Source organism: Streptomyces sp. JLSY215, from assembly GCF_059682825.1.
The window spans coordinates 4,457,133-4,479,649 of the sequence record NZ_CM185022.1; the positions used below are offsets into that span (position 1 = coordinate 4,457,133).

Sequence of the window (22,517 nt, forward strand, 5' to 3'; positions counted from 1 at the left end):
GCCGGCCCGGTGGGCCCAGGGGGAGCGGACGCACCCCCGGCCGGCGATCCCATGGACGCGGCCACCGAGGCCACCCGCAGTCTGCACGGCCTGTCGTCCGAGCTGACCGCCCGGATCCCGCAGCTGCTGGAGGCGATGCGCACGGTCGGCGCGGGGCTCGATCTGCACATCACCCTCGACCGGATCGTGGAGACCGCCGCCGAGCTTGCCGACGCCCGCTATGCCGCGATCGGGATCATCGATGAAACCCGCGAGGGGCTGTCGGACTTCGTCACCTACGGGGTGACCGCGCGGCAGCACCGGCGGATCGGCGCGCTGCCCGACGGCCACAAGGGCCTGCTCGGCGCGCTGATCCACGATCCGAAGCCGCTGCGCCTCGGCGATCTGACGCAGGACCCGCGCTCGGCCGGCTTTCCGCCGGGGCATCCGCCGATGCGGACGTTCCTGGGGGTGCCGATCCGCGTCCAGGGAGAGATCTTCGGCAATCTCTATCTGACGGAGAAGCGCGGCGGCGGGGAATTCAGCGAGGAGGACCTGCACATGGTGCGGGTGCTGGCCACCGAGGCGGGTATCGCGATCGGCAACGCCCGGATGCACGCGGCGACCCGGCAGCGGGAGCGCTGGATCGACGGCTCGGTCGCGGTGACCACCGAACTCCTGGCGGGCAGCGATGTCGACGATGCGCTCGCGGTGGTTGCCGAGCAGGCGCGGCGGCTGGCGGAGTCGTCGGCCGGCATTGTGCTGCTGCCCGACGACGTGGGCGGGCTGGAGATCGTCGCGGTGTCGGCGGAAGACCCGACCGGCATCATGGGCACGCAGGTTCCGCCGGACAGCCCGGTGGCGGAGCAACTCCTCGCCGGAGAGCCGGTGTTCGTGGACGATTCGGCCACCGATCCGCGCATGGTCACGGCCATCGCGCCCCGCTTCGGCCCGAGCATGATGCTGCCGCTCAAGAGTGGTGGCCGGGTGCTGGGTACGCTCGCGATCCCGCGCAACCGCGGCGCCCGTCAGTACACCGCCGCCGAGCGGACGCTGGCCACCCAGTTCGCGGCGCAGGCCGCGCTGGCGCTGGTGCTCGCCGATGCGCAGCGCGACCGCGAGCGGCTGGCGGTCTACGAGGACCGCGACCGCATCGCCCGTGACCTGCACGATCTGGTCATCCAGCGGCTGTTCGCGACCGGGATGATGCTGGAGAGCGCGTACCGCAAGGCCCAGGTGCCGGAGGTGACGCGGGGCGTCGGTAAGGCCATCGATGAACTGGATGTGACCATCCAGGAGATCCGGACGGCGATCTTCGCGCTCCAGCAGGGCCCGGCCGAGGTGCCGTCCGGGCTGCGCACCCGGGTGCTGCGCGAGATCGGCACCGCCGCCGTCCTGCTCGGCTTCCAGCCGTCGGCGAACTTCATCGGGCCGGTCGACTCCCGGGTCGGCGAGCTGACCGGCAAGAACCTCATCGCCGCGCTGCGCGAGGCGCTCTCGAACGCCTTCCGGCACGCACAGGCCTCGCGGATCGAGGTGGTCGTCGACTCGACGGTCACCTTGCCGGACGGGGCGGAGGGGGTCCGTCTGACGGTCGCCGACGACGGCATCGGCATCCCGGAGGACGGTCGCCGCAGCGGTCTGAAGAATCTCGCCAGGCGTGCGGAGTCGCTGGGCGGTTCCAGTGCGTACGGACCGGGGCTGGGCGAGGGGGGCAGTGGTACGAAAGTGACGTGGGAGGCGCCGCTGTGAGGGGGTGGCGCTCGCCCGTTCGGGGCGTTGGGCGGGCCGCAAGGGCCCGAGATGCGAAGTTTTTCCATTATTTCGGGTCAATCTCTGGCTATGCGTTCATGGGCGTGCTGGAAGGGACGGGGGGTAAAGCGGGCGGGGGCGTGCGGGATGGGTGCGTTCGCCCTGGCGGTGTCGGTGGCCGTGGGGGTTGTCGGGCCTAACGTCCCGGCCGCGAGGGCGGCCGCCCCGGGGCGGCATGTCGTCGGCGAGCGCCCCGAGGGCCCGCGCGCCGTGGCCGGCCACTCGGCCCGGCCTCGGCTGGCGGAGGTGAGCCTCGAAGTGGTGCGGCTCGGCGAGACGGCGCGACGGGCGGGCCGCTCGTACGAAGCGAGGCGCCGCGCGGTCCAGGAGCAGCGGGCGGAGAGCGACCGGCTGCGCACGGAGGCGGACCGGGCCCGACGGCTGGCCGAGGCACTGCACCGCCGGGCCGGCGCGATCGCCGGTGCGCAGTACCGCGCCGGCAGCCGTGTCGCCTACACCTTGCGCACGGCGGCCCTCGACGGGCGGAAGCCGCTGGTCAGCGTGTACGAGGAGGCGGCGCGGCGGGAGCGGGCGCTGGTGGCGCGGGTGGGCACCGTGCAGCGCGCCGGCCGCACGCTGGCGGGCGACAGCGCGACGGCGACCGCCCGTGCGGCCGCGCTCGCCGCGGATCGCGACCGGCTCAGGGAGATGCAGGAGCGGGCCGACCGCGGTCTGGATTCGGCCCGCGTCGCGCTGCGGCAGCTGGCGTCGCAGGCGTCCCGGAGCGGGAACTGCGGCACGCTCCCGAACGAGGTGACCACCGCGGTCCGGGCCGTTGCCCCGGTGGTCGCTCCGGACGCACCGTGGATGCGGCCGGTGGAGCGCTATGTGCTGTCCGCCCCCTTCGGTGGCGCGGGGTCGCACTGGGCCGCCGGCCATACGGGCCAGGACTTCGCGGTGCCGGTCGGCACTGCCGTGCGGGCCGCCGGTGAGGGCCGTATCGAGAGCGTGAGCTGCGGTGACGGCCTCGGGATCAGCATGGTCGTACGGCATCGCGAGGGCCTGTACACGGTGTACGCGCATCTGTCGGCGGCGCTGGCGCGCCCAGGACAGCAGGTCAGCCCCGGGGAGCGGATCGCGCTGTCGGGCGACACCGGCAACTCCACCGGGCCGCATCTGCACTTCGAGGTGCGGCGGACGCCCTACCTGGGGTCGGGGGTGGACCCCGTGCCGTGGCTGCGGGAGCACGGCGTCACGGTGTGAGCCGCTGCCGGGCGTGAGCTGCCGCCGGGCATGTACGGGCCGTGAAGCGGTACCGGGCGGCGGACCGTACGGGGCTACCGGGCCTTCAGGATCCGCTCGATGACCATGGCGACACCGTCGTCGTTGTTGGATGCCGTACGGCGGGTGGTGGCGGCCAGCACGTCGGGGTGGGCGTTGGCCATCGCATACGACGTACCGGCCCAGCTGAGCATCTCTATGTCGTTGGGCATATCGCCGAACGCGACGACTTCGGCGGGCGAGATGCCGCGCTCCGCGCAGCAGCGGGCGAGGGTGCCGGCCTTGCTGACACCGGGGCCGCTGATCTCCAGGAGAGCGGTGGGGCTGGACCGGGTGAAGGACGCGAGATCGCCCGCGGCCGTACGGGCCAGCGCAAGGAAGGCGTCGGGGTCCAGGTCGGGGTGGTGCGCGAGGAGCTTGAGGACGGGCTGGCCCTTGCCTTCCGGGTCCACGGAGGCCGCGAAATCCTCGGCGAGAAGCTTTTCCGCCGGGGCGACGTTCGTGGTCGGGTCCAGGCGGAGCGGCGGGTATCCCGGTTCGTAGTGGAAACTGCCGGTCCGCTCCACCGCGAAGCTGGTGCCGGGGGCAACGCTGCGCAGCGCGGTGACGACGTTCAGCGCGACCGTGGGTTCCAGGGGGCTGACCTCGACGATGCGGCGGCCGCGGTGCAGGTCGACGACGGCCGCGCCGTTCGCACAGATCGCCAGGCCGTGGCCGTGCACATGGTCGCTGACCACGTCCATCCAGCGGGCCGGGCGTCCGGTGACGAAGAAGACCTCGATGCCGGCCTCCTCGGCAGCGGCGAGCGCGGCGATCGTCCGGTCGGAGACCGTCTTGTCGTCGTGCAGCAGCGTGCCGTCGAGGTCGGTGGCGATCAGCCGGGTCGGCCGGGAGGGAACGACCGGCTCGAGCGGCGTGGCGGAGGCATCAGTCACGGGGTCATCCTCGCGTACGTCGGCGTACCGGCGTGCGCTGGGGCGCTCGCCCGGCTCTGGGGCGAGCGCCCCGTTGGTCATCCGAGCTGTGCGGCCGCCTCGGTGGCGATCCGCTCGAACACCTTCTGGTCCGCGGCGAAAATCGAGTCCGGTATCGGCGCGTGGACGACGATCTCGGTGAAGCCGAGCGCACGGTGCCTGCCCGCGAAGTCCACGAATGCGTCGAGGGACTCCAGCGGACGGCTGCCGTCCGGCGTGAAGCCGGTGAGAAGGATCTTGTCCAGCTGGGCGATGTCCCGGCCGACGTCCGAGCACGCCTTCTCCAGCTTCTCCAGCTGGCCCTGGAGGGCGGCCACCGAGTCCTCGGGGGTGCCGGTCGCGGCGATCTTGGGGTCGCCGGTCGTCACCCATGCCTGGCCGTGGCGGGCGGCGAGCCGCAGCCCGCGCGGGCCGGTGGCGGCGACCGCGAAGGGGAGACGGGGCCGCTGCACACAGCCGGGAATGTTGCGGGCTTCCTCGGCCGAGTAATGGGTGCCCTGGTGGGAGACCGCGTCCTCGGTGAGCAGCCGGTCGAGCAGCGGGACGAACTCGCCGAAGCGGTCCGCCCGCTCGCGCGGTGACCAGGCCTCCTGGCCGAGCGCGGTCGCGTCGAAGCCGTTGCCGCCGGCGCCGATGCCGAGGGTGATCCGGCCGCCGGAGATGTCGTCGAGGGTGATCAGTTCCTTGGCGAGGGTGACCGGGTGCCGGAAGTTGGGCGAGGTCACCAGCGTGCCCAGGCGCAGCTGCGAGGTGGCCGCCGCGGCGGCGGTCAGCGTGGGCACGGCGCCGAACCACGCCTGGTCGCGGAAGGACCGCCAGGACAGGTGGTCGTAGGTGTAGGCGGTGTGGAATCCGAGCTCTTCGGCCCGCTGCCACTGTTCGCGGCCGCCCTCGTGCCAGCGGCGGACGGGAAGGATGACGGTGCTCAGGCGGAGGGAAGCGCTCATGCCGTAAAGCGTACGGGGAGGCCCGCGAAGCGTGGGGTGACGTCGGTTACGGGGCCATTCGGTGGCAGTCCGGTCCTCGGGCGTTTGTTTCACGTGAAACCCGCCGCACGCCATAGCGGCCCGCACTTTACCCCGCATATAGCGGCAAAGAGGGAGAATCGGGACAGCGGCGCAGTGCGCAGGGTGTGGCGCGCAAGGCAGGGCAGCGCGTGAACGTGCGGGCTGCGCGAAGAGTGGTGCGATGTGGAGGAGCCATGGCACAGACCCGATTCGCCCCCGACCGCGGGCTGACCTCGCGCATGGTGACGACGATGTTCTTCATCGGCCTGCTGTATGTCGTGGTCGTTGGCGTGCTGGTGGTGCTGCTCAAGGGCGCCTGGGTGGTGGTGTTGATCATTGCGGGAGGTCTGTTCGTCGCGCAGTTCTGGTTCAGCGACCGGATCGCGGCGTTCAGCATGGGTGCGCGCGAGGTGACACCGGAGCAGGCGCCAGAGCTGCACGGTGCCGTCGACCGGCTGTGCGCGCTGGCGGATATGCCCAAGCCGCGGGTCGCGATCGCGAACTCGGATGTGCCGAATGCGTTTGCGACCGGCCGTAATCAGAAGAACGCGATGGTGTGCGCGACGACGGGGCTGCTGCGGCGGCTGGAGCCGGAGGAGCTGGAGGGCGTGCTGGCGCACGAGCTCTCGCACGTGGCGCACCGCGATGTTGCCGTGATGACCATCGCGTCGTTCCTCGGCGTACTGGCCGGAATCATCACCCGGGCCGCTCTGTGGAGCGGCGTCGGGCGCAACAACCGCGACCAGAACACGGCCATCGCCGTACTGATCGTCACCGCCGTCAGTGCCGTCGTCTATGCCATCAGCTTCCTGCTGACCCGGCTGCTGTCCCGCTATCGGGAGCTGTCCGCGGACCGCGCCGCCGCGATGCTGACCGGCCGGCCGTCGGCCCTGGCCTCCGCGCTGACCAAGGTCACCGGGCAGATGGCGAGGATCCCGACCGAGGATCTGCGCAAGGCGCAGCCGTTCAACGCGTTCTACTTCGCCCCGGCGTTCAACAAGGAGAGCTTCAGCAGGCTGCTGTCCTCGCACCCGACGCTGGAACAGCGGCTGGATCAGCTCGGCCGGATCGCGGCGCAGCTGGGGCGGCCGTGAGGTGTCCCGTACCGGAATCGACCAGCGGGGGAATCCGTCAGTGAGCGAAGGAGAGTGGGCCGCGCATGGGATTTCTGGACGCCATTCTGGGCCGCAGCAAGCCGGTACGTCCCGACCTCGACCGGCTTTTCGCGCTGCCGTCCGCGGCTGTGACGCTGGAGGCCGCGGCCGGTTTTCAGCCCACCGGCCTGGGGTCGGTGTGTTTCGCGAGCGTCGAGGGCGGGGCGTTCTCGCGGATCCAGGAGGAGGCACAGGGGCTGCTGGGCGGCTCGGTGGAGTTCACTCAGGACGCCTACGGCTATACGTGGCTGCTGGCGCGGCATGCGCCGGACGATGTGGCGGGCCTGGTCAATGACCTGCATGCGGTCAATACCTCCCTGGAGGAGGCGGGTTTTGGGCCGCAGCTGCTGTGCTCGCTGATCGGCTTCCGCGACGGGCGGGACCGGCCGCTGGCGCTGGTGTACCTCTACAAGCGGGGGACGTTCTATCCGTTCGCCCCGCAGCCGGGTGGTGGCGAGAAGCGGGACAATCCGCTGGAGCTGCAGACGCGGGCGCTGCTCGGGGACGATCTGACGGTCGAGAAGGATCTGGCGCGGTGGTTCCCGGTGTGGGGGGCGCCTGGGCTGTGAGCCGGGGGCGCGGGCAGAGGCCGGGGAACAGGCCAGCGAACAGGCCTTGAGCGAAACGGCCGCTGAGCGGGATGGCTGCTGAGCGGGATGGCCGCTCAGCCCGGGAAGCGAAGGAACTCCGGCGGCACGTGGGCGGTGAGCCAGACGCCGTTGGCGCTGACCTGGAAGACATGGCCGGCCCGGTGCATCGCGGCCGCGTCGACCGTCAGCACGACGGCCTTGCCGCGGCGGGCGCCCACCCGGGCCGCGGTCTCGCGGTCCGGCGAGAGATGGACGGCGTGCCGGGACATGGGCCGCAGCCCCTCGTCCCGGATGGCGGCGACGCTGCGGGCCACCGTGCCGTGGAAGAGATGCGCGGGCGGTTCGGTCGGCGGCAGGTCGAGGTCGACGCGGATCGAATGGCCCTGGTTGGCGCGGATACGGTCGCGCTCGATGGCGTAGCGCCGCTTGTCGTTCTGCGCGACCACGGCCTCCAACTCGGCCCGGGTGAACCGGAATCCGTGCCGTGCGGCCGCCTCGATCAATTCCGGCACCGCCACCCACCCCTGGGCGTCGAGGGTGATGCCGATCCGTTCCGGCTCATGCCGTAGATGCTTGGCCAGGTACTTGGAAATGCGCACGGAGCGCTGACTGTTCATGGCTCCAGAGTGCCGCCCGGCACATCCGCCGGCACCTGAATTCCCGGTCTAGGCGTCATCCCCGCTCGTCCTCTCACTGGTGCGCTCGCTCGCCGACCTGGCCTTGTCGCGCTCGACCTCCTCGGCGGCCCAGCGGGCCCATTCCTCCTGCATCGCCGTCTGGCGCAGGCCGTATTCCAGCGCGAGCCGCCCATAGACCGAGATCATGTCGTCGTCCCATGGGGTCACTTCGTCGATGTGCTCCAGTGCGCCGTGCGCGCGTGACGCCGCCTCGGCCCGGGACAGGAGGTAGGTGCGGGCCTCGAGCGGGGTGAGCACGCCGAGGAAGAAGACCCGCAGCAGGCCGTCGAAGCGCGGGGGGCCGCTGGGCTCGACCTCGATCAGCCAGTGTCGTAGTTCGCTCACGCCGGTGTCGGTGATCGCGTATTCCTTGCGGCCGCGGGGGCCTTCGGCGACGACCTCGACCATGCCGGCGGTGGTGAGTTTGGTCAGCTCTCCATAGACCTGACTCTGTGTGGCGGGCCAGACGTTCGCGAGCGAGGCGTTGAACGTCTTCATCAGGTCGTAGCCGCTGGCGGGGGCTTCCGCCAGCAGACCCAGCACGGCATGTCGGAGGCTCATGACCTACACATTACCTTCCACTGTTGACATGTCAAAGAAGGACCTTCTATCTTCGACATGTCGAGATTGGAATGTGGTTCCGGCGATGAGAATCCGGAGCCGAAGCGCAGGTGCATCCCTTGGCCCGGCGGGCCAAGGAAGCGCTGAGGAAGAGGGGGATCATGGGATATCTGCGGAGCTTCATACCGTGGCTGGTGTTCGCAGGGGTGTCGTCGTTCGGCTGGCAGTGGGGGGCGCTGGCGGCGCTGGTGGTCTCGGCCGGGCTGCTCGTCGCGGACCGCGCCGCGGGCCTCTCGCTGGAGTCCCGGCTGCTGGAGTACGGCACGATCGTGTTCTTCGTCGCCCTGACGATCCTGGCCTTCGTCCAACCTCACAGCGGTCTCCAGTTCTACGGCAGCGCGCTCTCCATGGGCTGGCTCGCGTTCATAGCCTGGTTGTCCATCGCTGTCCGCCGCCCCTTCACGATGGCGATCGCGCGTCGGATGGCGCCGCCGGAGGTCTGGCACACCCCGCTGTTCCGGCGCATCAATGTGGTGATCACCGCGGCCTGGGCGCTGTCCTTCACCCTCAGTGCGGCCGCACAGGCGGTCGTCACCGCCGAGCATCTGGGCCTGGCTGTCTCCATCCCCATCCAGATCGCCGGATTCGTTCTTCCCGTCCGCTTCACCGCTTCGTACCCGGACCGGGCCCGCGCCCGGTTCCTGCAGGAACAGTCCGGTGCGCAGCCCGGTCTCCAGGAGGCATGACGCCATGACCGCTACGACTCCCGGCACCGCATCCGAATCCGTGGCCCCCACGCCCCACCTGGCCGGCAACTTCGCGCCGGTGCAGGACGAGCTGACCGCCTATGACCTGCCGGTCACGGGCGCCATCCCGCCGGAGCTCACCGGCTGGTTTCTCCGCAACGGCCCCAATCCGCGAGACGCCGCCTCCCCGCACTGGTTCTTCGGTGACGGCATGGTGCACGGCCTGCGGCTGGAGGGCGGGCGCGCCGTCTCCTACCGCAACCGCTGGGTCCGGACGGCCACCTTCACCGACGGCGCACCCGTCGTGGACGAGCAGGGCCAGCGCAATTTCCGGGCGGGAGTCGCCAACACCCATATCGTCCGGCACGCCGGCCGCACCCTGGCGCTGGTCGAGTCGTCATTCCCCTACGAGGTCGACTGCCGTCCCGGCCATGAGCTGGAGACCATCGGCGTCCATGACTTCGGTGGCCGGCTCAACACCGCCATGACCGCTCACCCCAAGACCTGCCCCACGACGGGCGAGCTCCACTTCTTCGGGTACGGCGGTCCCCGCCCGCCGTACCTCACCTATCACCGGGCAGACGCGGCGGGGGAGCTAGCGGTCAGCCGCCCGATAGACGTGCCGGCGCCGACGATGATGCACGACTTCCACCTCACCGCCGGCCATGTCGTCTTCATGGACCTCCCCGTCGTCTTCGATCACCGCCGCCCCGGCATGCCGTACGCCTGGGACCCGGAGTACGGCGCCCGGCTGGGAGTGCTACGCCGCGACGACCCGTACGGCGAGGTCCGCTGGTTCTCCATCGACCCCTGCTACGTCTTCCACAGCCTCAATGCTTACGACGACGGGGCGCAGCGGATCGTCCTTCATGTGGCCCGCTATGCCGAATGCGGCACCAACAGCCCGGCCCATCTATGGCGTTGGACGATCGACCTGGCCTCCGGAACGGTGGCGGAGGAGCAGCTCGACGACCAGTTCTGCGAGTTCCCGCGGATCGACGACCGGCTCGCCGGGCAGCAGGCCCGCTTCGGGCACGCCATATCCGGCGAGCTGCCCGGCTCGGGGCCGATGCCTGGCGCGCTGCTCCGCTACGACCTGCGGTCCGGCGCGGTCACCCGGCACGACTTCGGAGCCGGCCGCACCCCGTCGGAGGCGGCCTTCGCCGCCGCGGACGACCGTCCGGGCGGGCCGGGCTGGCTGATGACCTATGTCTATGACGCGTCCACCGACACCAGCGATCTCGTCATCCTGGACGCGGAGGACATATCCGCCGACCCGGTGGCGACGGTCCATCTTCCGCAGCGGGTGCCGTACGGCTTCCACGGCAACTGGCTTCCGGACAGCTGCAGTTGAGGGCCGTGCGGGGGGACCCGGTCAGCGGCGAGGCGCCGCGTCGCCGGTCGGCGCATCCCGTACGGCCGAGGCCGCCAGCGCGTCCATGGTGCGGGCCTGGACCTCGCGCTGGGCGGCGGCGGTGATGAAGGCGGCCGCGTTGTCGGGGCCGACCAGGTCCCGTACGGCCTGGACGGTGTCGGCAGGGAGCGGCACCGGCTCCGGGTCGGTCGCGGGACGGGGGTCTGCGACCGGCCCGGGTGCGGGGGCGGTTCCCGCTGCAAGCTCAAGCCCGGACGGGTGAGCCGGCCGCCGCTCCGGAGCCGGCGCGGACTCCCGCCCGCCGACGCCCCGCGAATCCGCCTCCGGTGCTTCCGGAAGCGCTTCCGGCGGCGCTTCGGGCAGCGCCTCTCGCAGCGGCTGTGGCAGTGGCTGTGGCAGTGCCTCCGGCAGTGCCTCGGCGAGATGGCGCCGAAGGGAGCGCGTGGCCAGGGTGCGCATGGCGCGGGCGAGTTCGGCGTCGATGGTGTGCTGGGCCAGCGGGCGGAGGCGCCGTACGAGGGCCGCCGCCTCGGAGGCTTCGGACTGGGTGGGCGGGTGGTCCAGGAAGGGGTGGAAGACGTGCTCGGTGGTGAAGTCGACGAAGCGGGCGGCGATGTGTTCGACCTGGCCGCGTACCTCTCGCAGATGGCCGGAGATGGCCAGAAGAGGGACACCGGCGGAGTGGAGTTCGACGGCGACGGCGAGCTCCTGCGGGCTGGGGACGAAGAACTCGTCGTCATGGCCCGGGATGCGTTCGAGGACACCGAGCTCCACGGCCTCGGCCACCGCCGCCTCGTCCGAGGTGCCGCCGAAGGCCGTGTCCAGATCGGCGCGGCTGATACGGGCCGCCTTCTCGTCGGTCCACGGCCCGTCGATCTCGGCGACCAGGCCGAGTACCCCGCCGAGGTCGAGCCCCGCGTCCCAGGCCTCCAGGAGTTCCTTGATGCTGGCGAGGGTGTAGCCGCGGTCGAGGAGGTCGGCGATCTGGCGCAGCCGGGCCAGGTGGGCGTCGCCGTAGACATTTGCCCGGCCGCGGCGTTCGGGGCGGGGGAGCAGCCCGCGGTCCTGGTAGGCGCGGATGGTACGGACCGTGGTGCCGCTGAGATGGGCCAGATCCTCGATGCGGTATTCGGCCGGTGGCGGCTGCTCGGTCACTGCGGTGCTCCTCATGAGCGCGTGGCTGGTGGCGCGTTACGAGAGTGCCGCGCGGCCCACCGCACCCGCCGCCGCCCGTGCGGCCGGGGAGGACGCCAGGTAGGCGACGGCCGTGCGCAGCGACCCTTCCTGCGAGGGATGGTACGACCGCCGCAGATAGCGCGGTATCGCCGCGCCCAGCTCCCGCCAGGTGGGCAGCAGGCCCTTGCGTACGGCGCGGTTGTGCTCGCGCAGCGCGTACCGGGAAGGGCCGGCGAGCTGCGGATCGTGCCGGAGAAGGTAGGTCGCCCCCAGACCCACAGGTAGAGGAGGACGGGAGCCGTGACGGACATCCCCAGAATGCGGCGGAGGTAGCGGGCGGGCTCCTCACCGCCGGTGTGCTGGTACATGTCGAAGGCGACGGCACGGTGCTCGACCTCCTCGGCGCCGTGCCAGCGCAGCAGATCGAGCATGACCGGGTCGGGGGCGGCGCGGTCGAGCGCTTCGGCGGCCAGCACCCAGTTGCCGAGCACCGCGGTGAACTGCTCGATGGCGGCGATGAGGGAGAGGCGGAAGCGCAGCCACTCCCGTTCGGGGAGCGGTATGCCGAACGGCGGCTTCTCGCCGAGGAGATACTCGAAGAGAAAGTCGACGTGCCGGGTGTACGGGCCGGTATCAAGGCCCTGATGGGACAAGTGCTCAAGGACGTAAGCGTGCTGGACGCTGTGTGTGGCCTCCTGGCCCATGAAGCCCTTGACGTCCTTGAGGAGCTCCTCGTCCCGGACCTGCGGGAGGGCCTCCTTGAAGACCTTGACGAACCACCGCTCGCCCGCCGGCAGCAGCAGATGCAGCACATTGATGACGTGCGTGGCGGTGGGTTCGTCCGGTATCCAGTGCAGCGGTGTTTCGCGCCAGTCGAACGTGACCCGGCGCGGCGTTATCGGGTGGTGCGCCGATGCGGGTGATGTGCTCATGCGCGGCTCCTGACGTGCGCAGATTTCTCCTGGAGGCGACCAACGGGGACGGCGAACAGAAACGGCGAACGGGGACGACGCTCGGAGACAGCGAACAGAAACGGCGAACGGGGACGACAGGCGTGCCTACAGCGGTGGCTCGATGCGGGCGATGGCACGCAGCGCGCGCGGAGTGAAGCGGGACATCAGATGGGCGCCGCGCGCCTCGGGGGTGACGGGCACCACCGCCTGGTTACGGACCACCGCCCGCAGCACGGCGTCGGCGACCTTCTCCGGCGGGTAGTTGCGCATCCCGTACATCCGGGACGCCTTGGCCTGGCGGCGTTTTTCCTCGTCCGCCGGGACGCCGGCGAAGCGCGAGGTGGCGGTGATGTTGGTGTTGACCAGCCCCGGGCAGATCGCCGAGACACCGATGCCCTGGCTCGCCAGTTCGGCGCGCAGGCACTCACTGAGCATCAGGACGGCCGCCTTGGACGTGCTGTAGGCGGGCAGGACCTTGGACGGCTGGAAGGCGGCGGCCGAGGCGGTGTTGACGATATGGCCGCCCTGCCCGCGGTCGGCCATGCGCTTGCCGAAGATCCGGCAGCCGTGGATGACGCCCCACAGATTGACGTCCAGGACCTTTTTCCAGTCCTCGGTGGTGGTGTCGAGGAAGGCCCCGGACAGGCCGATTCCGGCGTTGTTCACGAGGACGTCGACGGTGCCGTATTCGGCGTCCACCTTGTCGGCGAGCTTTTCCATCGCCGCCTCGTCCGCGACGTCGACGGTCTCGGCCCAGGCCTGCGGGGCGCCGATCAGCCGCGCCATGTCGGCGGTCCGCGCCGCGCCCTCCGCATCCCGGTCGACGGCGATGATCCGCGCGCCGGCCTCCGCGAAGGCGAACGCCGTCGCGCGCCCTATCCCGCTGGCCGCTCCGGTCACCAGCACCAGCTGCCCGCCGAAACGGTCGGCATACGGGCCGGAGGCCAGCACCTTCTTCGCCGGGTCCCCCTCCTCCTTGGCGACGATGAACTCAGTGATCCAGGCGGACAGTTGGTCGGGCCGGGTACGCGGCACCCAGTGCTTGGCGGGGAGGGTGCGGCGCACCAGCTGGGGCGCCCACTGCTCCAGGTCGTCGTACAGCCGCTGGGACAGGAAGGCGTCGCCGGTCGGGGTGATCAGCTGGACCGGGCAGTGCGCATAGGCGTCGGCGCGCGGGCGGCGCAGCCGGGGGAGGACGTTGTCGCGGTAGAGCCAGGCGCCGTGGGCGGCGTCGGTCGGCAGCGACGGCGTCGGATAGCCGCCGGCAGGCACCTTCTCCACCCGCTGGAGAATCCTTGGCCAGCGCTTGCCGAGCGGGCCCTTCCACGCCATTTCGGGCAGTACGGGGGTGTGCAGCATGTAGACGTACCAGGACTTGGCGCTCTGGTTGAGGAGCTGGGCGGCGCGCCGGGGGGTGGGGCGCGACATCCGCTTCTTGATCCAGTGGCCGAAGTGGTCCAGGGACGGGCCCGACATGGAGGTGAAGGACGCGATCCGGCCCTCCGTGCGCCGGACCGTGGCGAATTCCCAGGCCTGTACGGAGCCCCAGTCATGGCCCACCACATGGACCGGCCGGTCGGGGCTGACGGCGTCCGCGACGGCCAGGAAGTCGTCGGTCAGCTTCTCCAGGGTGAACCCACCGCGCAGCGGCTTCGGCGCCGTCGAGCGGCCGCAGCCCCGGACGTCGTAGAGCACCACATGGAAGCGCTCGGCCAGCCGCTGCGCGACCTCGGACCACACCTCTTTGCTGTCCGGATAGCCGTGCACGAGGATCACCGTGGGCCGCGCGGCGTCGCCCAGCTCGGCGACGCACAGCTCGACGCCGCCGGTACGCACCCGGCGCTCCCGTGCCGCCCGGAGCCCTTGGTCCTGCCCCTGTCCCGGCTCCTGGCCCTTGCCCTGTTCCCTGTTCATGCGGCCTTCTCCTCCTGCCAGCGCCGCACATGCGGCAGATCGTCGTCCAGCCAAAAGGCGCTTTCCAGTGGGTCCTTGGAGTCGGTGACGACCAGGATCTCCTCGAATTTGGCGCCGGTACCCCGGAAGCCGAGGTGGGGTTCGACCGCCCACAGACCGGGCTGCGGCGGGTGGTCGGAGAAGGTGTACGGGCTCCACAGGGGGGACCAGCCGTCCCGGTGGCCGTGCAGCGCATCGGAGGCGAGGCCCTTGAGGGACTGGGTGCCGAACCCGAAGAGGGTGGGCGACCAGCGGCGCTCCTTGACCCGGTCTATCTTGTGCGCGATGACGCCGAACGGATAGGCGCGATGGCGGTTGGCGTATCCCTGCCGCACCATCAGCCGCTCCACGTCCTCGTAGATCTCGCGCAGCGGGCGCCGCTCGCGCACCTCGCGCAGGATCAGCTCGCGGTGTGCCTCGAGGTCGGCGAGCAGCCGGTCGTGTACGGGGTTGAGGCCGAGGCAGCCGGAGTAGCCGATGTCGGCGGTGAAGCCTTTGTGGACCGGCGCCATGTCGAGGATGAAGGCCATGCCCGGCTCCAGCTCGCGGTGGGTGGGGAAGAACTGGAGCGGGATGCGGAAATTGACGAAGGCCGTGCGGTCGCCGAACCACGCGAACGGCAGATGGAACCAGTCCCGTACGCCGCGCTCGCGCAGCCACTCGCGCTGCATCCGCGCCGCCGCGCGCTCGGTGACACCGGGCTTGAGCTGGGCCGCAACCGCCTCCGCGCAGTCGTACGCGAGCCGCTGGACCTCTCTGAACCCGCGTAGTTCGGCGGTGAGTCCGGCAGTTCCTGCTGAGGTCGCTGAGGTGACTGAGGCCATCGCCAACCGTCCGTCCGTAAGCGGTTCATCGCGGTACGCGCCCGTAACTTGACACTGATGAATGTGACAATGACTGGCGGCTGCGTCAAGAGGGTGTGCATAGGGCATGGCACACCGCACCGCGCTCCGACCCTGATGCCGGGGACGCCCCAGGCATGACTTCCCCTACGGGTTCGTAATACCCGAGAGGTAGGCAGAGACCATCGCACGGGCTGACGCCATGCGGCCCTGCCGCCCCTACCGTCGAAGACGTGACTGTGATCGCGACCGAAAGCCTGAGCAAGCGGTACCCGCGGGTGACCGCTTTGGACCGGCTCTCCGTTGACATCGCCCCCGGCGTGACCGGCCTGGTGGGTGCCAACGGCGCCGGAAAGTCCACCCTGATCAAGATCCTTCTCGGTCTGGCCCCGGCCACCGAAGGGACCGCCCATGTCCTCGGCCTGGACGTGACGAAGGACGGCGCCACCATCCGTGAGCGGGTCGGCTATATGCCCGAGCACGACTGCCTGCCGCCGGACGTCTCGGCCACCGAGTTGGTGGTGCACATGGCCCGGATGTCGGGCCTGCCACCGACCGCCGCGCGCGAGCGCACCGCGGACACGCTGCGCCATGTCGGGCTCTACGAGGAGCGCTACCGCCCCATCGGCGGCTATTCGACGGGCATGAAGCAGCGCGTGAAGCTGGCCCAGGCGCTGGTCCACGACCCCCAGCTGGTGTTCCTCGACGAACCGACCAACGGCCTGGACCCGGTCGGCCGGGACGAGATGCTCGGCCTGATCCGCCGCATCCACACCGACTTCGGGATCTCCGTCCTGGTGACCTCCCACCTCCTGGGCGAGCTGGAGCGCACCTGCGACCATGTCGTCGTCATCGACGGCGGCAAGCTGCTGCGCTCCTCTTCGACGGACGAGTTCACGCAGGCCACGGCCTCGCTGGCGGTGGAGGTGACGGACACCGACCGCTGCCCGGACGGCACCGCGGCGCTGCGCGCGGCACTGATCGCCGCGGGGGCCGTGGTGACCGACGCGCACCGCGTCGAGGGCCTGGCCTCCTCGGGGCGTCTGCTGTACATCGAGGCGACCGGCGAGGAGACCTACGACCTCGTACGGGACACCGTCGCCGGCCTCGGGCTCGGCCTGATCCGGATGGAACAGCGTCGGCACCAGATAGCGGAGGTCTTCCACGAGGCGGACACCGCCGCGGCCTCCGAGCCGCCGACCACCCCCGTCACCGCAGGCGCCCCGGGCGCCGCGCACGCCACTCAGGACGGAGGCGCATCCGATGCCAACTGAGTCCCCGATGCCGGCCCACGCCACGCCCCCCGCCACCCCTGGTGGGGCCTCCATCCACAACATCGGCTACCGCCACTACGACGGCCCCCGTCTGGGCCGCGCCTACGCCCGCCGGTCGCTCTTTTCGCAGAGCCTGCGCGGTGCCTACGGACTCGGCCGCTCGGCCAAGTCCAAGGTCCTGCCGATGCTGCTCTTCGGGGTGATGTGCGTGCCCGCCGCGATCATGGTCGCGGTCGCGGTGGTCACCAAGGCCTCCGCCCTCACGGTCAGCTACACCCAGTACGCCATCTACCTTCAGGCCGTCATCGGCCTCTATCTCGCCGCGCAGGCCCCGCAGTCCGTCTCCCGCGATCTGCGCTTCAAGACCGTCCCGCTGTATTTCTCCCGCCCGATAGAGCGCGCCGACTATGTGGCGGCGAAGTTCGCGGCCATGGCGAGCGCCCTGTTCCTCCTCACCGCGGCCCCCCTTGTGGTCCTCTACGTCGGCGCGCTGCTGGCGAAGCTGGATTTCCTGGACCAGACAAAGGGGCTGGGGCAGGGACTGGTCTCCGTCACGCTGCTCTCCCTCCTCTTCGCGGGGATCGGCCTGGTCGTCTCGGCGCTGACCCCGCGCCGCGGCTTCGGCGTCGCCGCGGTGATCGCCGTCCTCACCATTCCGTACGGTGCCGTGAGTGCCGTCCAGAGCATCGCCTTCGTCCAGGGCAGCGAGTCCGCCGTCGGCTGGCTGGGGCTGTTCTCCCCCATCACGCTCATCGACGGGGTGCAGGCCTCCTTCCTCGGCGGAACCACCTCCTTCCCGAACGACCTGGCGCCGTCGACGGCCGCCGGGCCGGTCTATCTCCTCGTCACGCTGATAGCCATCGTCGGCTCCTACGCCCTGCTGATGCGCCGCTACCGGAAGGCCGGCCTGTGACAACGCTCCATATCGACCATGTCTCCCGCTGGTTCGGAAATGTCGTGGCCGTCAACGACATCACCATGACCATCGCCCCCGGCGTCACCGGCCTGCTCGGCCCCAACGGCGCCGGAAAGTCCACCCTCATCAACATGATGGGCGGCTTCCTGGCCCCCTCGAACGGCACCGTCACCCTCGACGGCAGCACGATCTGGCGCAACGCCGGTATCTACCGCCACATCGGCATCGTCCCCGAGCGCGAGGCGATGTACGACTTCCTCACCGGCCGGGAATTCGTCCTCGCCAACGCCGAGTTGCACGGCCTGGGCCGGGCCGAGGCGGCCAGGGCGCTGGCCACGGTGGAGATGGAGTACGCCCAGGACCGCAAGATCTCGACGTACAGCAAGGGGATGCGGCAGCGGGTGAAAATGGCGTCCGCGCTGGTCCACGACCCGTCCGTGCTGCTGCTGGACGAGCCGTTCAACGGCATGGACCCGCGGCAGCGGATGCAGCTGATGGAATTGCTGCGGCGGATGGGTGACCAGGGGCGTACGGTCCTGTTCTCCTCGCACATCCTCGAAGAGGTCGAGCAGCTGGCCTCCCACATCGAGGTGGTGGTGGCCGGCCGGCACGCCGCATCCGGTGATTTCCGCAAGATCCGCCGCCTGATGACCGACCGTCCGCACCGCTACCTCGTCCGGTCCGACAACGACCGTGCGCTGGCCGGTGCGCTGATCGCCGACCCCTCCACGGCCGGCATCGAAGTGGATCTCGTCGAGGGTGCGCTGCGCATCCAGGCCATCGACTTCGGCCGCTTCACCGAACTCCTGCCGCGGGTCGCCCGTGACCACGGCATCCGCCTGCTGACGGTCTCGCCCTCCGACGAGTCGCTGGAATCCGTCTTCTCCTACCTCGTAGCGGCCTGAGGCCGGAAAGGAGCCCGACGCATGTCCACGACCACTCCGACGGCCCCGCCCGCACCCGGCGGCGCACTCCGGGCCACACCGTTCCACCCCACCGTCGCCCGGCTCACCTACCGCGCCCTGCTCGGCCGGCGCCGTGCGCTGATCCTCTTCGCGCTGCCCGCCCTGCTCGTGGTCATCGCCGTCGCCGTCCGTGTGCTGACCGGCGCCGATGACTCCACGGCGAGCGGCATCCTGGGCGGTTTCGCCCTGGGCACGATGGTCCCGCTGATCGGTGTGATCGCCGGTACGGGCGCGATCGGCCCCGAGATCGACGACGGCTCCATGGTCTATCTCCTGTCCAAGCCGGTGCCGCGGCCGACGATCATCTTCACCAAACTCCTGGTCGCGACGGGCGTGACGGTGACGTTCTCCGCCGTCCCCGTCCTGCTCGCCGGCTTCGTCCTCAACGGCAACAGCCAGCAGATAGCCGTGGCCTACGCCCTGGCGGCAGCCGTCGCCTCGGTCGCCTACAGCGCGCTCTTCCTCCTCCTCGGCACCATCACCCGCCATGCCGTCGTCTTCGGCCTGGTCTACGCCCTGGTCTGGGAGTCGCTCTTCGGGACGCTCGTCCCCGGGGCCCGGACCCTCAGCGTCCAGCAGTGGGCGCTGGCCGTCGGCCAGAAGGTCGGCGCGGAGGGCGCGCTCGTCTCGGACGTTCAACTGCCGCTTGCCGTATGCCTGTTGGCGCTGGTCACGGTCGGCGCCACCTGGTACGCCGGACGTCGCCTGAAGGCGCTGACCCTGGCCGGAGAGGAGTAAGAGGGAGCGGGGCGCGGCGGGCCGGGGGGCCGAGAAGGGGGGCGGCCCGGGGCGCGGCGGCCGGGTGCAGGCCCGGAGGCCCCGGGGTCAGCCGCCCTGCGCCTGACCGTTACCGCTGCCGGCCTGCTGGTTCTGGTTGAACTCCCGGACGTTGCGCTGATGCTCCTGGAAGTCGGCGGTGAAGCGGGTGTCGCCCGGTTTGACGGTGACGAAGTACAGCCAGTCGCCCTTGGGCGGTGCGCCGGCCGCCTTGAGCGCGTCCGCCCCGGGGTTGTCGATCGGGGTGGGGGGCAGGCCCTGGTGCTTGTAGGTGTTGTAGGGGCTGTCGGTCCTGGTGTCCGAGTGGCTGGTGTTGAGGGTGCTGCGGCCCAGCGCGTAGTTGATCGTCGAATCCATCTGCAGCGGCATGTTCTTGGCGAGCCGGTTGCTGATGACCCGGGCGACCTTGCCCATATCGGCCGGCCGGTCCGCCTCGGCCTGCACGATGCTGGCGATCACCACCGTCCGGTAGGAGGTGATGCGGTCGTCGGCGAGCCGCTGGTTGGCCGTGTCGACCATGTACGCGAGCAGGGACGCCGGAGTGGTGTCCTTGCCGATCGGATACGTGGCCGGGAAGAGATAGCCCTCCGGGTTGCCCTTTGCCGCGCCCGGCAGCTTGAGGTGCGCGGCCTTGGCGGCCTTGGCGGTACTGCCCTTGGCCAGGTGCAGGGCCTTGTCGGCGGCGGCATAGACCTGCGTCGCCCGCTGCCCTTCCGGGACGGTCAGCTTCGCCTCGGGCCGGGGCCCGCGCAGCAGCCACAGCAGGACCAGTGCGGCGAGAAGGACAAGAACGCACAAAAGGGAAACGAGAACAAGCCGGCCGGTGCGGGAAAGCCGCGGTCCGGACCGGCGAACGGTGCGCTGAACATCGCTCATGGGGGCACCGTAAGCCAGTCGGCGGCACTATGGGGAAGGCCTCCCCCGGATCGCTACCGATGACGGATTCCGGACGCGGGTGGGATGCCCGGTGTTCACCGAGTCGGCGGGGGTGCGGCTTTTGGGGCGTGTGCGGCGAGAGGGGCTGTGCCGCGCCGGGCGCGTCGGGCGGGTAGCGGGCGCGGCGTGGCGGCGTAGCGGCGGAGCGGGCGGGGCGGGCGGGGCGTGGCGGCGGGGCCGGTGAGACATCGGCCACGTCGGCCCCGGGCTCATCGGCGGCAGGGCGACCCGCGGCCGTATCGCCGCCCCGCCGCCCTACGTCCCGCGCCTACGCCCCGCGCCTACGCCCCGTCTCCTCTACGTCCCGTCGTCCCTATGCCCCGCCGCCCCTACGCCCCGTCCCCGATGCGTCGATCGCGGCCCGCGCCCAGGCCCAGCAGGGCGAGCCCCGCGCACACGGCCAGGAGCAGCAGGATCGGGACGGTCCAGCCGCCGGTGGTCTGGTGGACGGCGCCGAGCGCCAGGGGGCCGACCGCGGCGAGGAGGTAGCCGCCGGTCTGGGCCATGCCGGAGAGGCGGGCGGCGGTGTGGGCGTCGCCGGAGCGGAGGACCATCATGGTCAGGGCCAGGCCCAGGGCGCCGCCCTGGCCGACGCCGAGCAGCGCCGCCCACAGCCAGGCACCGGCCACCGGGGCCACCAGCAGTCCGACGACGCCGCAGGCCATCAGCGCGGAGACCGCGACGCCCAGCAGCCGCTGGCGACGCATCCGTCCCGCGAGCATCGGCACCACGAACGACCCCACCATCTGCACCAGCGTGCTGAAGGCGAAGACCAGCCCCGCCGCGCCCTTGCCCATGCCGTGATCGGTGAAGATCGTCGGCATCCAGGCGATGACCACGTAGGCGATCAGCGACTGCGATCCCATGAAGAGCGTGACCTGCCAGGCCAGCGGGGAGCGGCTGAGCTTCGGCCCGTCTCCGGCGGCGTGGAGGGGCGTCGCCGCGGCCGCGCCCGTCCCGGTGCCTCGTCGGGCGATGACCGCCTGTGGGATCCAGGCGACCGCGGCGACGGCGGCCAGCAGCGACCAGGAGACCAGGGAGCCCTGCCAGCCGCCGAGCGCGTTCTCCAGGGGGACGGCGGAGGCCGCCGAGACCGTGGCGCCAAGGATCATCGCGGTCGAGTACAGCGCCGTCATGCCCGCGGCCCGCTCGGGGAAATCCCGCTTGATCAGGCCCGGCATCAGGACGTTCAGCAGGGCTATGGACGTGCCGACCACCGCGCAGCCGACGAACAGCGCGATGACGGGCGGGGCGATCCGGAGCACGATGCCGCCGCAGAGCAGCACCAGCGCAGCGCACAGCGCCGCCTCGGTTCCCCAGCGGCGGGCCAGCTTGGGGGCGGCGATGGAGCCGAGGCCCATGAAGATCAGCGGAATGGTCGTCACCAGGCTGCTGGCGGTCGCGGCGAGGTGAAAGTGCTCGCCGATCTCGCTGAGCAGTGGCGAGACCCCGGCGAGCGCCGCGCGCATGTTGAGCGCCGCAAGCACGATCCCGGCCAGGAGGAGTGCCGGGTGAGTCCGGAGGCGACGGCGGGCCGCGGTGACCGGCGGTGCCGCTATCGAGTCCTCCTCTGCGTCGATCAAGGGTGCTTCGGACAGGGGCCCGGACATGCGCGTGTACCTCGCCAAGGTCGTTGTATTACAAGGGAGTTGAGGGGTCTGAGGGAGTTGGGAGAGATGTGGGGGGAGGGGATGGGGGCGGGGATGGGGCCCTCAGCGGGTGGCGAGCAGCGCCTCCACGGCGCGTTTCGGCTTCTCCAGCAATGCGCGGGTGGCGCGCTCCGCGCCCTCCGGATCGCCCGTGGCGATGGCGTCCAGCACGGCGCGGTGATCGCCGTGCACGATTTTCGGCATCTCGTTGTCGCCGAGCGCGCTGACCAGTGCCTCCCGCACCGAACTGCTGAACCACCCATAGGTCGCGGTCAGCGCGGCGTTGTGCGCGGCCTCGACGACGGCCTTGTGGAAGGCGATGTCGTGGTCGGCGTACAGCTCGAGGTTGCTGGCGTCGGGCTGCCCCTCGGCGTCCGCCAGCTCGGCCTGGGCGTCCAGGGCCGCGCGCATCCGCTCCAGGTCGGCGGGTTCATGCCGGAGCGCGGCCAGCCGGGCGGCCTCGGCCTCCAGCGCGATCCGCAGTTCCAGCACGTCGCGGATACCGGCCCGCTGGACGCCGCGCATGATCTCGCCGGGGTCCGCCGTGGAGACGACGAAGGTGCCCTCGCCCTGGCGTGAACGCAGCATTCCGGCGTGTACGAGTACGCGGACCGCCTCGCGGACGGTGTTACGGCCGACCTGGAGCTGTTCGGCCAGGGCGTGTTCCGTAGGGATGCGGGCCCCGACCTTCCACTCCCCGGAGGTCAGCTGGGACCGCAGGGTCTCGACGACGGTGTCCACCAGGGACTGTCGTCCCGCCGCCTGTAGTGCCATGTCCGTCCGGTCGCCCTTCGTCAGTCCATCCGCCCGCCGGTTCACCAGTCGGTTCACGAGCCGCTTCACCAGCCGGTCCGTCCGCCCACCGGCTCGTCTACCGGTCCGTCCGCCGGTCCGTCCTGCGGCCCGTCCGCCGGTTTGCGGGGCAGCGTCATTCGCCCTGTCATCCCTCAGTTGCCCAGTCATCCTACAACTGATGGATT

20 protein-coding genes and 1 pseudogene are annotated in these 22,517 nt (G+C 70.9%); 10 read left to right on the plus strand and 11 right to left on the minus strand.

Annotation, left to right across the window (positions count from 1 at the left end; translation table 11 throughout):
- Positions 1–51 precede the first annotated feature (51 nt).
- Together AC5677_RS19895 and AC5677_RS19900 are read left to right on the plus strand one after the other, a co-directional pair.
- Positions 52–1,731, plus strand: coding sequence for a GAF domain-containing sensor histidine kinase (locus AC5677_RS19895; protein WP_497196693.1), 1,680 nt, complete (start codon positions 52–54; stop codon positions 1,729–1,731).
- A gap of 147 nt (positions 1,732–1,878) precedes the next feature.
- Positions 1,879–2,994, plus strand: coding sequence for a M23 family metallopeptidase (locus tag AC5677_RS19900; protein ID WP_497196353.1), 1,116 nt, complete (start codon positions 1,879–1,881; stop codon positions 2,992–2,994).
- 74 nt (positions 2,995–3,068) lie between these two features.
- On the opposite strand, the gene AC5677_RS19905 is transcribed toward AC5677_RS19900, so the two are convergent.
- Positions 3,069–3,947: a Cof-type HAD-IIB family hydrolase gene (locus AC5677_RS19905; protein WP_497196354.1), complete on the minus strand. Its 879-nt coding sequence runs from the start codon at positions 3,945–3,947 to the stop codon at positions 3,069–3,071.
- Positions 3,948–4,024: 77 nt separating this feature from the next.
- Positions 4,025–4,933, minus strand: a complete 909-nt coding sequence (locus AC5677_RS19910) for an LLM class flavin-dependent oxidoreductase (RefSeq protein ID WP_497196355.1) — start codon at positions 4,931–4,933, stop codon at positions 4,025–4,027.
- 254 nt (positions 4,934–5,187) lie between these two features.
- Between AC5677_RS19910 and htpX the strand changes: the two genes are divergently transcribed.
- Complete coding sequence (htpX, locus tag AC5677_RS19915) at positions 5,188–6,087, plus strand: zinc metalloprotease HtpX (protein ID WP_497196356.1); 900 nt, start codon at positions 5,188–5,190, stop codon at positions 6,085–6,087.
- Between the two features lie 65 nt (positions 6,088–6,152).
- A complete protein-coding gene (gene pspAB, locus AC5677_RS19920) occupies positions 6,153–6,716 on the plus strand; it encodes a PspA-associated protein PspAB (protein WP_497196357.1) in 564 nt (187 codons plus the stop codon).
- 95 nt (positions 6,717–6,811) lie between these two features.
- On the opposite strand, the gene AC5677_RS19925 is transcribed toward pspAB, so the two are convergent.
- Entirely contained in the window at positions 6,812–7,354 is a 543-nt protein-coding gene (locus AC5677_RS19925; protein WP_497196358.1) for an RNA 2'-phosphotransferase, read from the minus strand.
- 48 nt (positions 7,355–7,402) lie between these two features.
- Positions 7,403–7,975: a PadR family transcriptional regulator gene (locus tag AC5677_RS19930; RefSeq protein WP_497196359.1), complete on the minus strand. Its 573-nt coding sequence runs from the start codon at positions 7,973–7,975 to the stop codon at positions 7,403–7,405.
- 161 nt (positions 7,976–8,136) lie between these two features.
- Here AC5677_RS19930 and AC5677_RS19935 point away from each other — a divergent pair, with 161 nt between their 5' ends.
- Both AC5677_RS19935 and AC5677_RS19940 read left to right on the plus strand, forming a co-directional pair.
- Positions 8,137–8,721 (plus strand): DUF3159 domain-containing protein, encoded by a 585-nt coding sequence (locus AC5677_RS19935; protein WP_497196360.1) that lies wholly within the window; start codon positions 8,137–8,139, stop codon positions 8,719–8,721.
- A gap of 4 nt (positions 8,722–8,725) precedes the next feature.
- Positions 8,726–10,075 (plus strand): carotenoid oxygenase family protein, encoded by a 1,350-nt coding sequence (locus tag AC5677_RS19940; RefSeq protein WP_497196361.1) that lies wholly within the window; start codon positions 8,726–8,728, stop codon positions 10,073–10,075.
- 21 nt (positions 10,076–10,096) lie between these two features.
- Here the strand turns inward: AC5677_RS19940 and AC5677_RS19945 are convergent, their stop codons facing one another.
- From AC5677_RS19945 to AC5677_RS19960, 4 genes and pseudogenes are all read right to left on the minus strand, one after another.
- Complete coding sequence (locus AC5677_RS19945; RefSeq protein ID WP_497196362.1) at positions 10,097–11,266, minus strand: MerR family transcriptional regulator; 1,170 nt, start codon at positions 11,264–11,266, stop codon at positions 10,097–10,099.
- Between the two features lie 21 nt (positions 11,267–11,287).
- Positions 11,288–12,204, minus strand: a pseudogene (locus AC5677_RS19950) (metal-dependent hydrolase).
- A gap of 126 nt (positions 12,205–12,330) precedes the next feature.
- A complete protein-coding gene (locus AC5677_RS19955) occupies positions 12,331–14,139 on the minus strand; it encodes an SDR family oxidoreductase (protein WP_497196363.1) in 1,809 nt (602 codons plus the stop codon).
- Positions 14,136–15,002, minus strand: coding sequence for a M24 family metallopeptidase (locus tag AC5677_RS19960; RefSeq protein WP_497196364.1), 867 nt, complete (start codon positions 15,000–15,002; stop codon positions 14,136–14,138). The genes AC5677_RS19955 and AC5677_RS19960 overlap by 4 nt, the downstream gene beginning before the upstream one ends.
- 251 nt (positions 15,003–15,253) lie before the next feature.
- Here AC5677_RS19960 and AC5677_RS19965 point away from each other — a divergent pair, with 251 nt between their 5' ends.
- Genes AC5677_RS19965 through AC5677_RS19980 form a run of 4 tightly spaced genes read left to right on the plus strand, consistent with a single transcriptional unit; the run spans position 15,254 to position 18,913 of the window.
- Positions 15,254–16,294 carry an ABC transporter ATP-binding protein gene (locus AC5677_RS19965; RefSeq protein WP_497196365.1) on the plus strand — a complete coding sequence of 347 codons (1,041 nt, stop codon included), beginning with the start codon at positions 15,254–15,256 and terminating at the stop codon, positions 16,292–16,294.
- The gene (locus AC5677_RS19970; protein WP_497196366.1) at positions 16,284–17,207 is read left to right on the plus strand and encodes an ABC transporter permease subunit; all 924 of its coding nucleotides are present in this window, start codon (positions 16,284–16,286) and stop codon (positions 17,205–17,207) included. The genes AC5677_RS19965 and AC5677_RS19970 overlap by 11 nt, the downstream gene beginning before the upstream one ends.
- Positions 17,204–18,115, plus strand: coding sequence for an ABC transporter ATP-binding protein (locus tag AC5677_RS19975; RefSeq protein WP_497196367.1), 912 nt, complete (start codon positions 17,204–17,206; stop codon positions 18,113–18,115). The genes AC5677_RS19970 and AC5677_RS19975 overlap by 4 nt, the downstream gene beginning before the upstream one ends.
- A 21-nt stretch (positions 18,116–18,136) precedes the next feature.
- The gene (locus AC5677_RS19980) at positions 18,137–18,913 is read left to right on the plus strand and encodes an ABC transporter permease subunit (RefSeq protein ID WP_497196368.1); all 777 of its coding nucleotides are present in this window, start codon (positions 18,137–18,139) and stop codon (positions 18,911–18,913) included.
- A gap of 87 nt (positions 18,914–19,000) precedes the next feature.
- On the opposite strand, the gene mltG is transcribed toward AC5677_RS19980, so the two are convergent.
- The 3 genes from mltG to AC5677_RS19995 all read right to left on the minus strand — a co-directional run bounded on the left by mltG (position 19,001) and on the right by AC5677_RS19995 (position 22,311).
- A complete protein-coding gene (gene mltG / locus AC5677_RS19985; RefSeq protein WP_497196369.1) occupies positions 19,001–19,828 on the minus strand; it encodes an endolytic transglycosylase MltG in 828 nt (275 codons plus the stop codon).
- 389 nt (positions 19,829–20,217) lie between these two features.
- Entirely contained in the window at positions 20,218–21,498 is a 1,281-nt protein-coding gene (locus AC5677_RS19990; RefSeq protein WP_497196370.1) for a CynX/NimT family MFS transporter, read from the minus strand.
- 102 nt (positions 21,499–21,600) lie between these two features.
- A complete protein-coding gene (locus AC5677_RS19995) occupies positions 21,601–22,311 on the minus strand; it encodes a FadR/GntR family transcriptional regulator (RefSeq protein ID WP_497196694.1) in 711 nt (236 codons plus the stop codon).
- Positions 22,312–22,517: the final 206 nt, after the last annotated feature.

What these genes read in the sequence shown, in the direction of transcription:
- htpX (WP_497196356.1), top strand. Translation starts at nt 5,188, where the DNA reads ATGGCACAGACCCGATTCGCCCCCGACCGCGGGCTGACCTCGCGCATG.
- AC5677_RS19925 (WP_497196358.1), bottom strand. Translation starts at nt 7,354, where the DNA reads ATGAACAGTCAGCGCTCCGTGCGCATTTCCAAGTACCTGGCCAAGCAT.
- AC5677_RS19970 (WP_497196366.1), top strand. Translation starts at nt 16,284, where the DNA reads ATGCCAACTGAGTCCCCGATGCCGGCCCACGCCACGCCCCCCGCCACC.
- AC5677_RS19930 (WP_497196359.1), bottom strand. Translation starts at nt 7,975, where the DNA reads ATGAGCCTCCGACATGCCGTGCTGGGTCTGCTGGCGGAAGCCCCCGCC.
- AC5677_RS19980 (WP_497196368.1), top strand. Translation starts at nt 18,137, where the DNA reads ATGTCCACGACCACTCCGACGGCCCCGCCCGCACCCGGCGGCGCACTC.
- AC5677_RS19900 (WP_497196353.1), top strand. Translation starts at nt 1,879, where the DNA reads ATGGGTGCGTTCGCCCTGGCGGTGTCGGTGGCCGTGGGGGTTGTCGGG.
- pspAB (WP_497196357.1), top strand. Translation starts at nt 6,153, where the DNA reads ATGGGATTTCTGGACGCCATTCTGGGCCGCAGCAAGCCGGTACGTCCC.
- AC5677_RS19895 (WP_497196693.1), top strand. Translation starts at nt 52, where the DNA reads ATGGACGCGGCCACCGAGGCCACCCGCAGTCTGCACGGCCTGTCGTCC.
- AC5677_RS19960 (WP_497196364.1), bottom strand. Translation starts at nt 15,002, where the DNA reads ATGGCCTCAGTCACCTCAGCGACCTCAGCAGGAACTGCCGGACTCACC.
- mltG (WP_497196369.1), bottom strand. Translation starts at nt 19,828, where the DNA reads ATGAGCGATGTTCAGCGCACCGTTCGCCGGTCCGGACCGCGGCTTTCC.
- AC5677_RS19995 (WP_497196694.1), bottom strand. Translation starts at nt 22,311, where the DNA reads ATGGCACTACAGGCGGCGGGACGACAGTCCCTGGTGGACACCGTCGTC.
- AC5677_RS19955 (WP_497196363.1), bottom strand. Translation starts at nt 14,139, where the DNA reads ATGAACAGGGAACAGGGCAAGGGCCAGGAGCCGGGACAGGGGCAGGAC.
- AC5677_RS19945 (WP_497196362.1), bottom strand. Translation starts at nt 11,266, where the DNA reads ATGAGGAGCACCGCAGTGACCGAGCAGCCGCCACCGGCCGAATACCGC.
- AC5677_RS19990 (WP_497196370.1), bottom strand. Translation starts at nt 21,498, where the DNA reads ATGTCCGGGCCCCTGTCCGAAGCACCCTTGATCGACGCAGAGGAGGAC.
- AC5677_RS19935 (WP_497196360.1), top strand. Translation starts at nt 8,137, where the DNA reads ATGGGATATCTGCGGAGCTTCATACCGTGGCTGGTGTTCGCAGGGGTG.
- AC5677_RS19940 (WP_497196361.1), top strand. Translation starts at nt 8,726, where the DNA reads ATGACCGCTACGACTCCCGGCACCGCATCCGAATCCGTGGCCCCCACG.
- AC5677_RS19910 (WP_497196355.1), bottom strand. Translation starts at nt 4,933, where the DNA reads ATGAGCGCTTCCCTCCGCCTGAGCACCGTCATCCTTCCCGTCCGCCGC.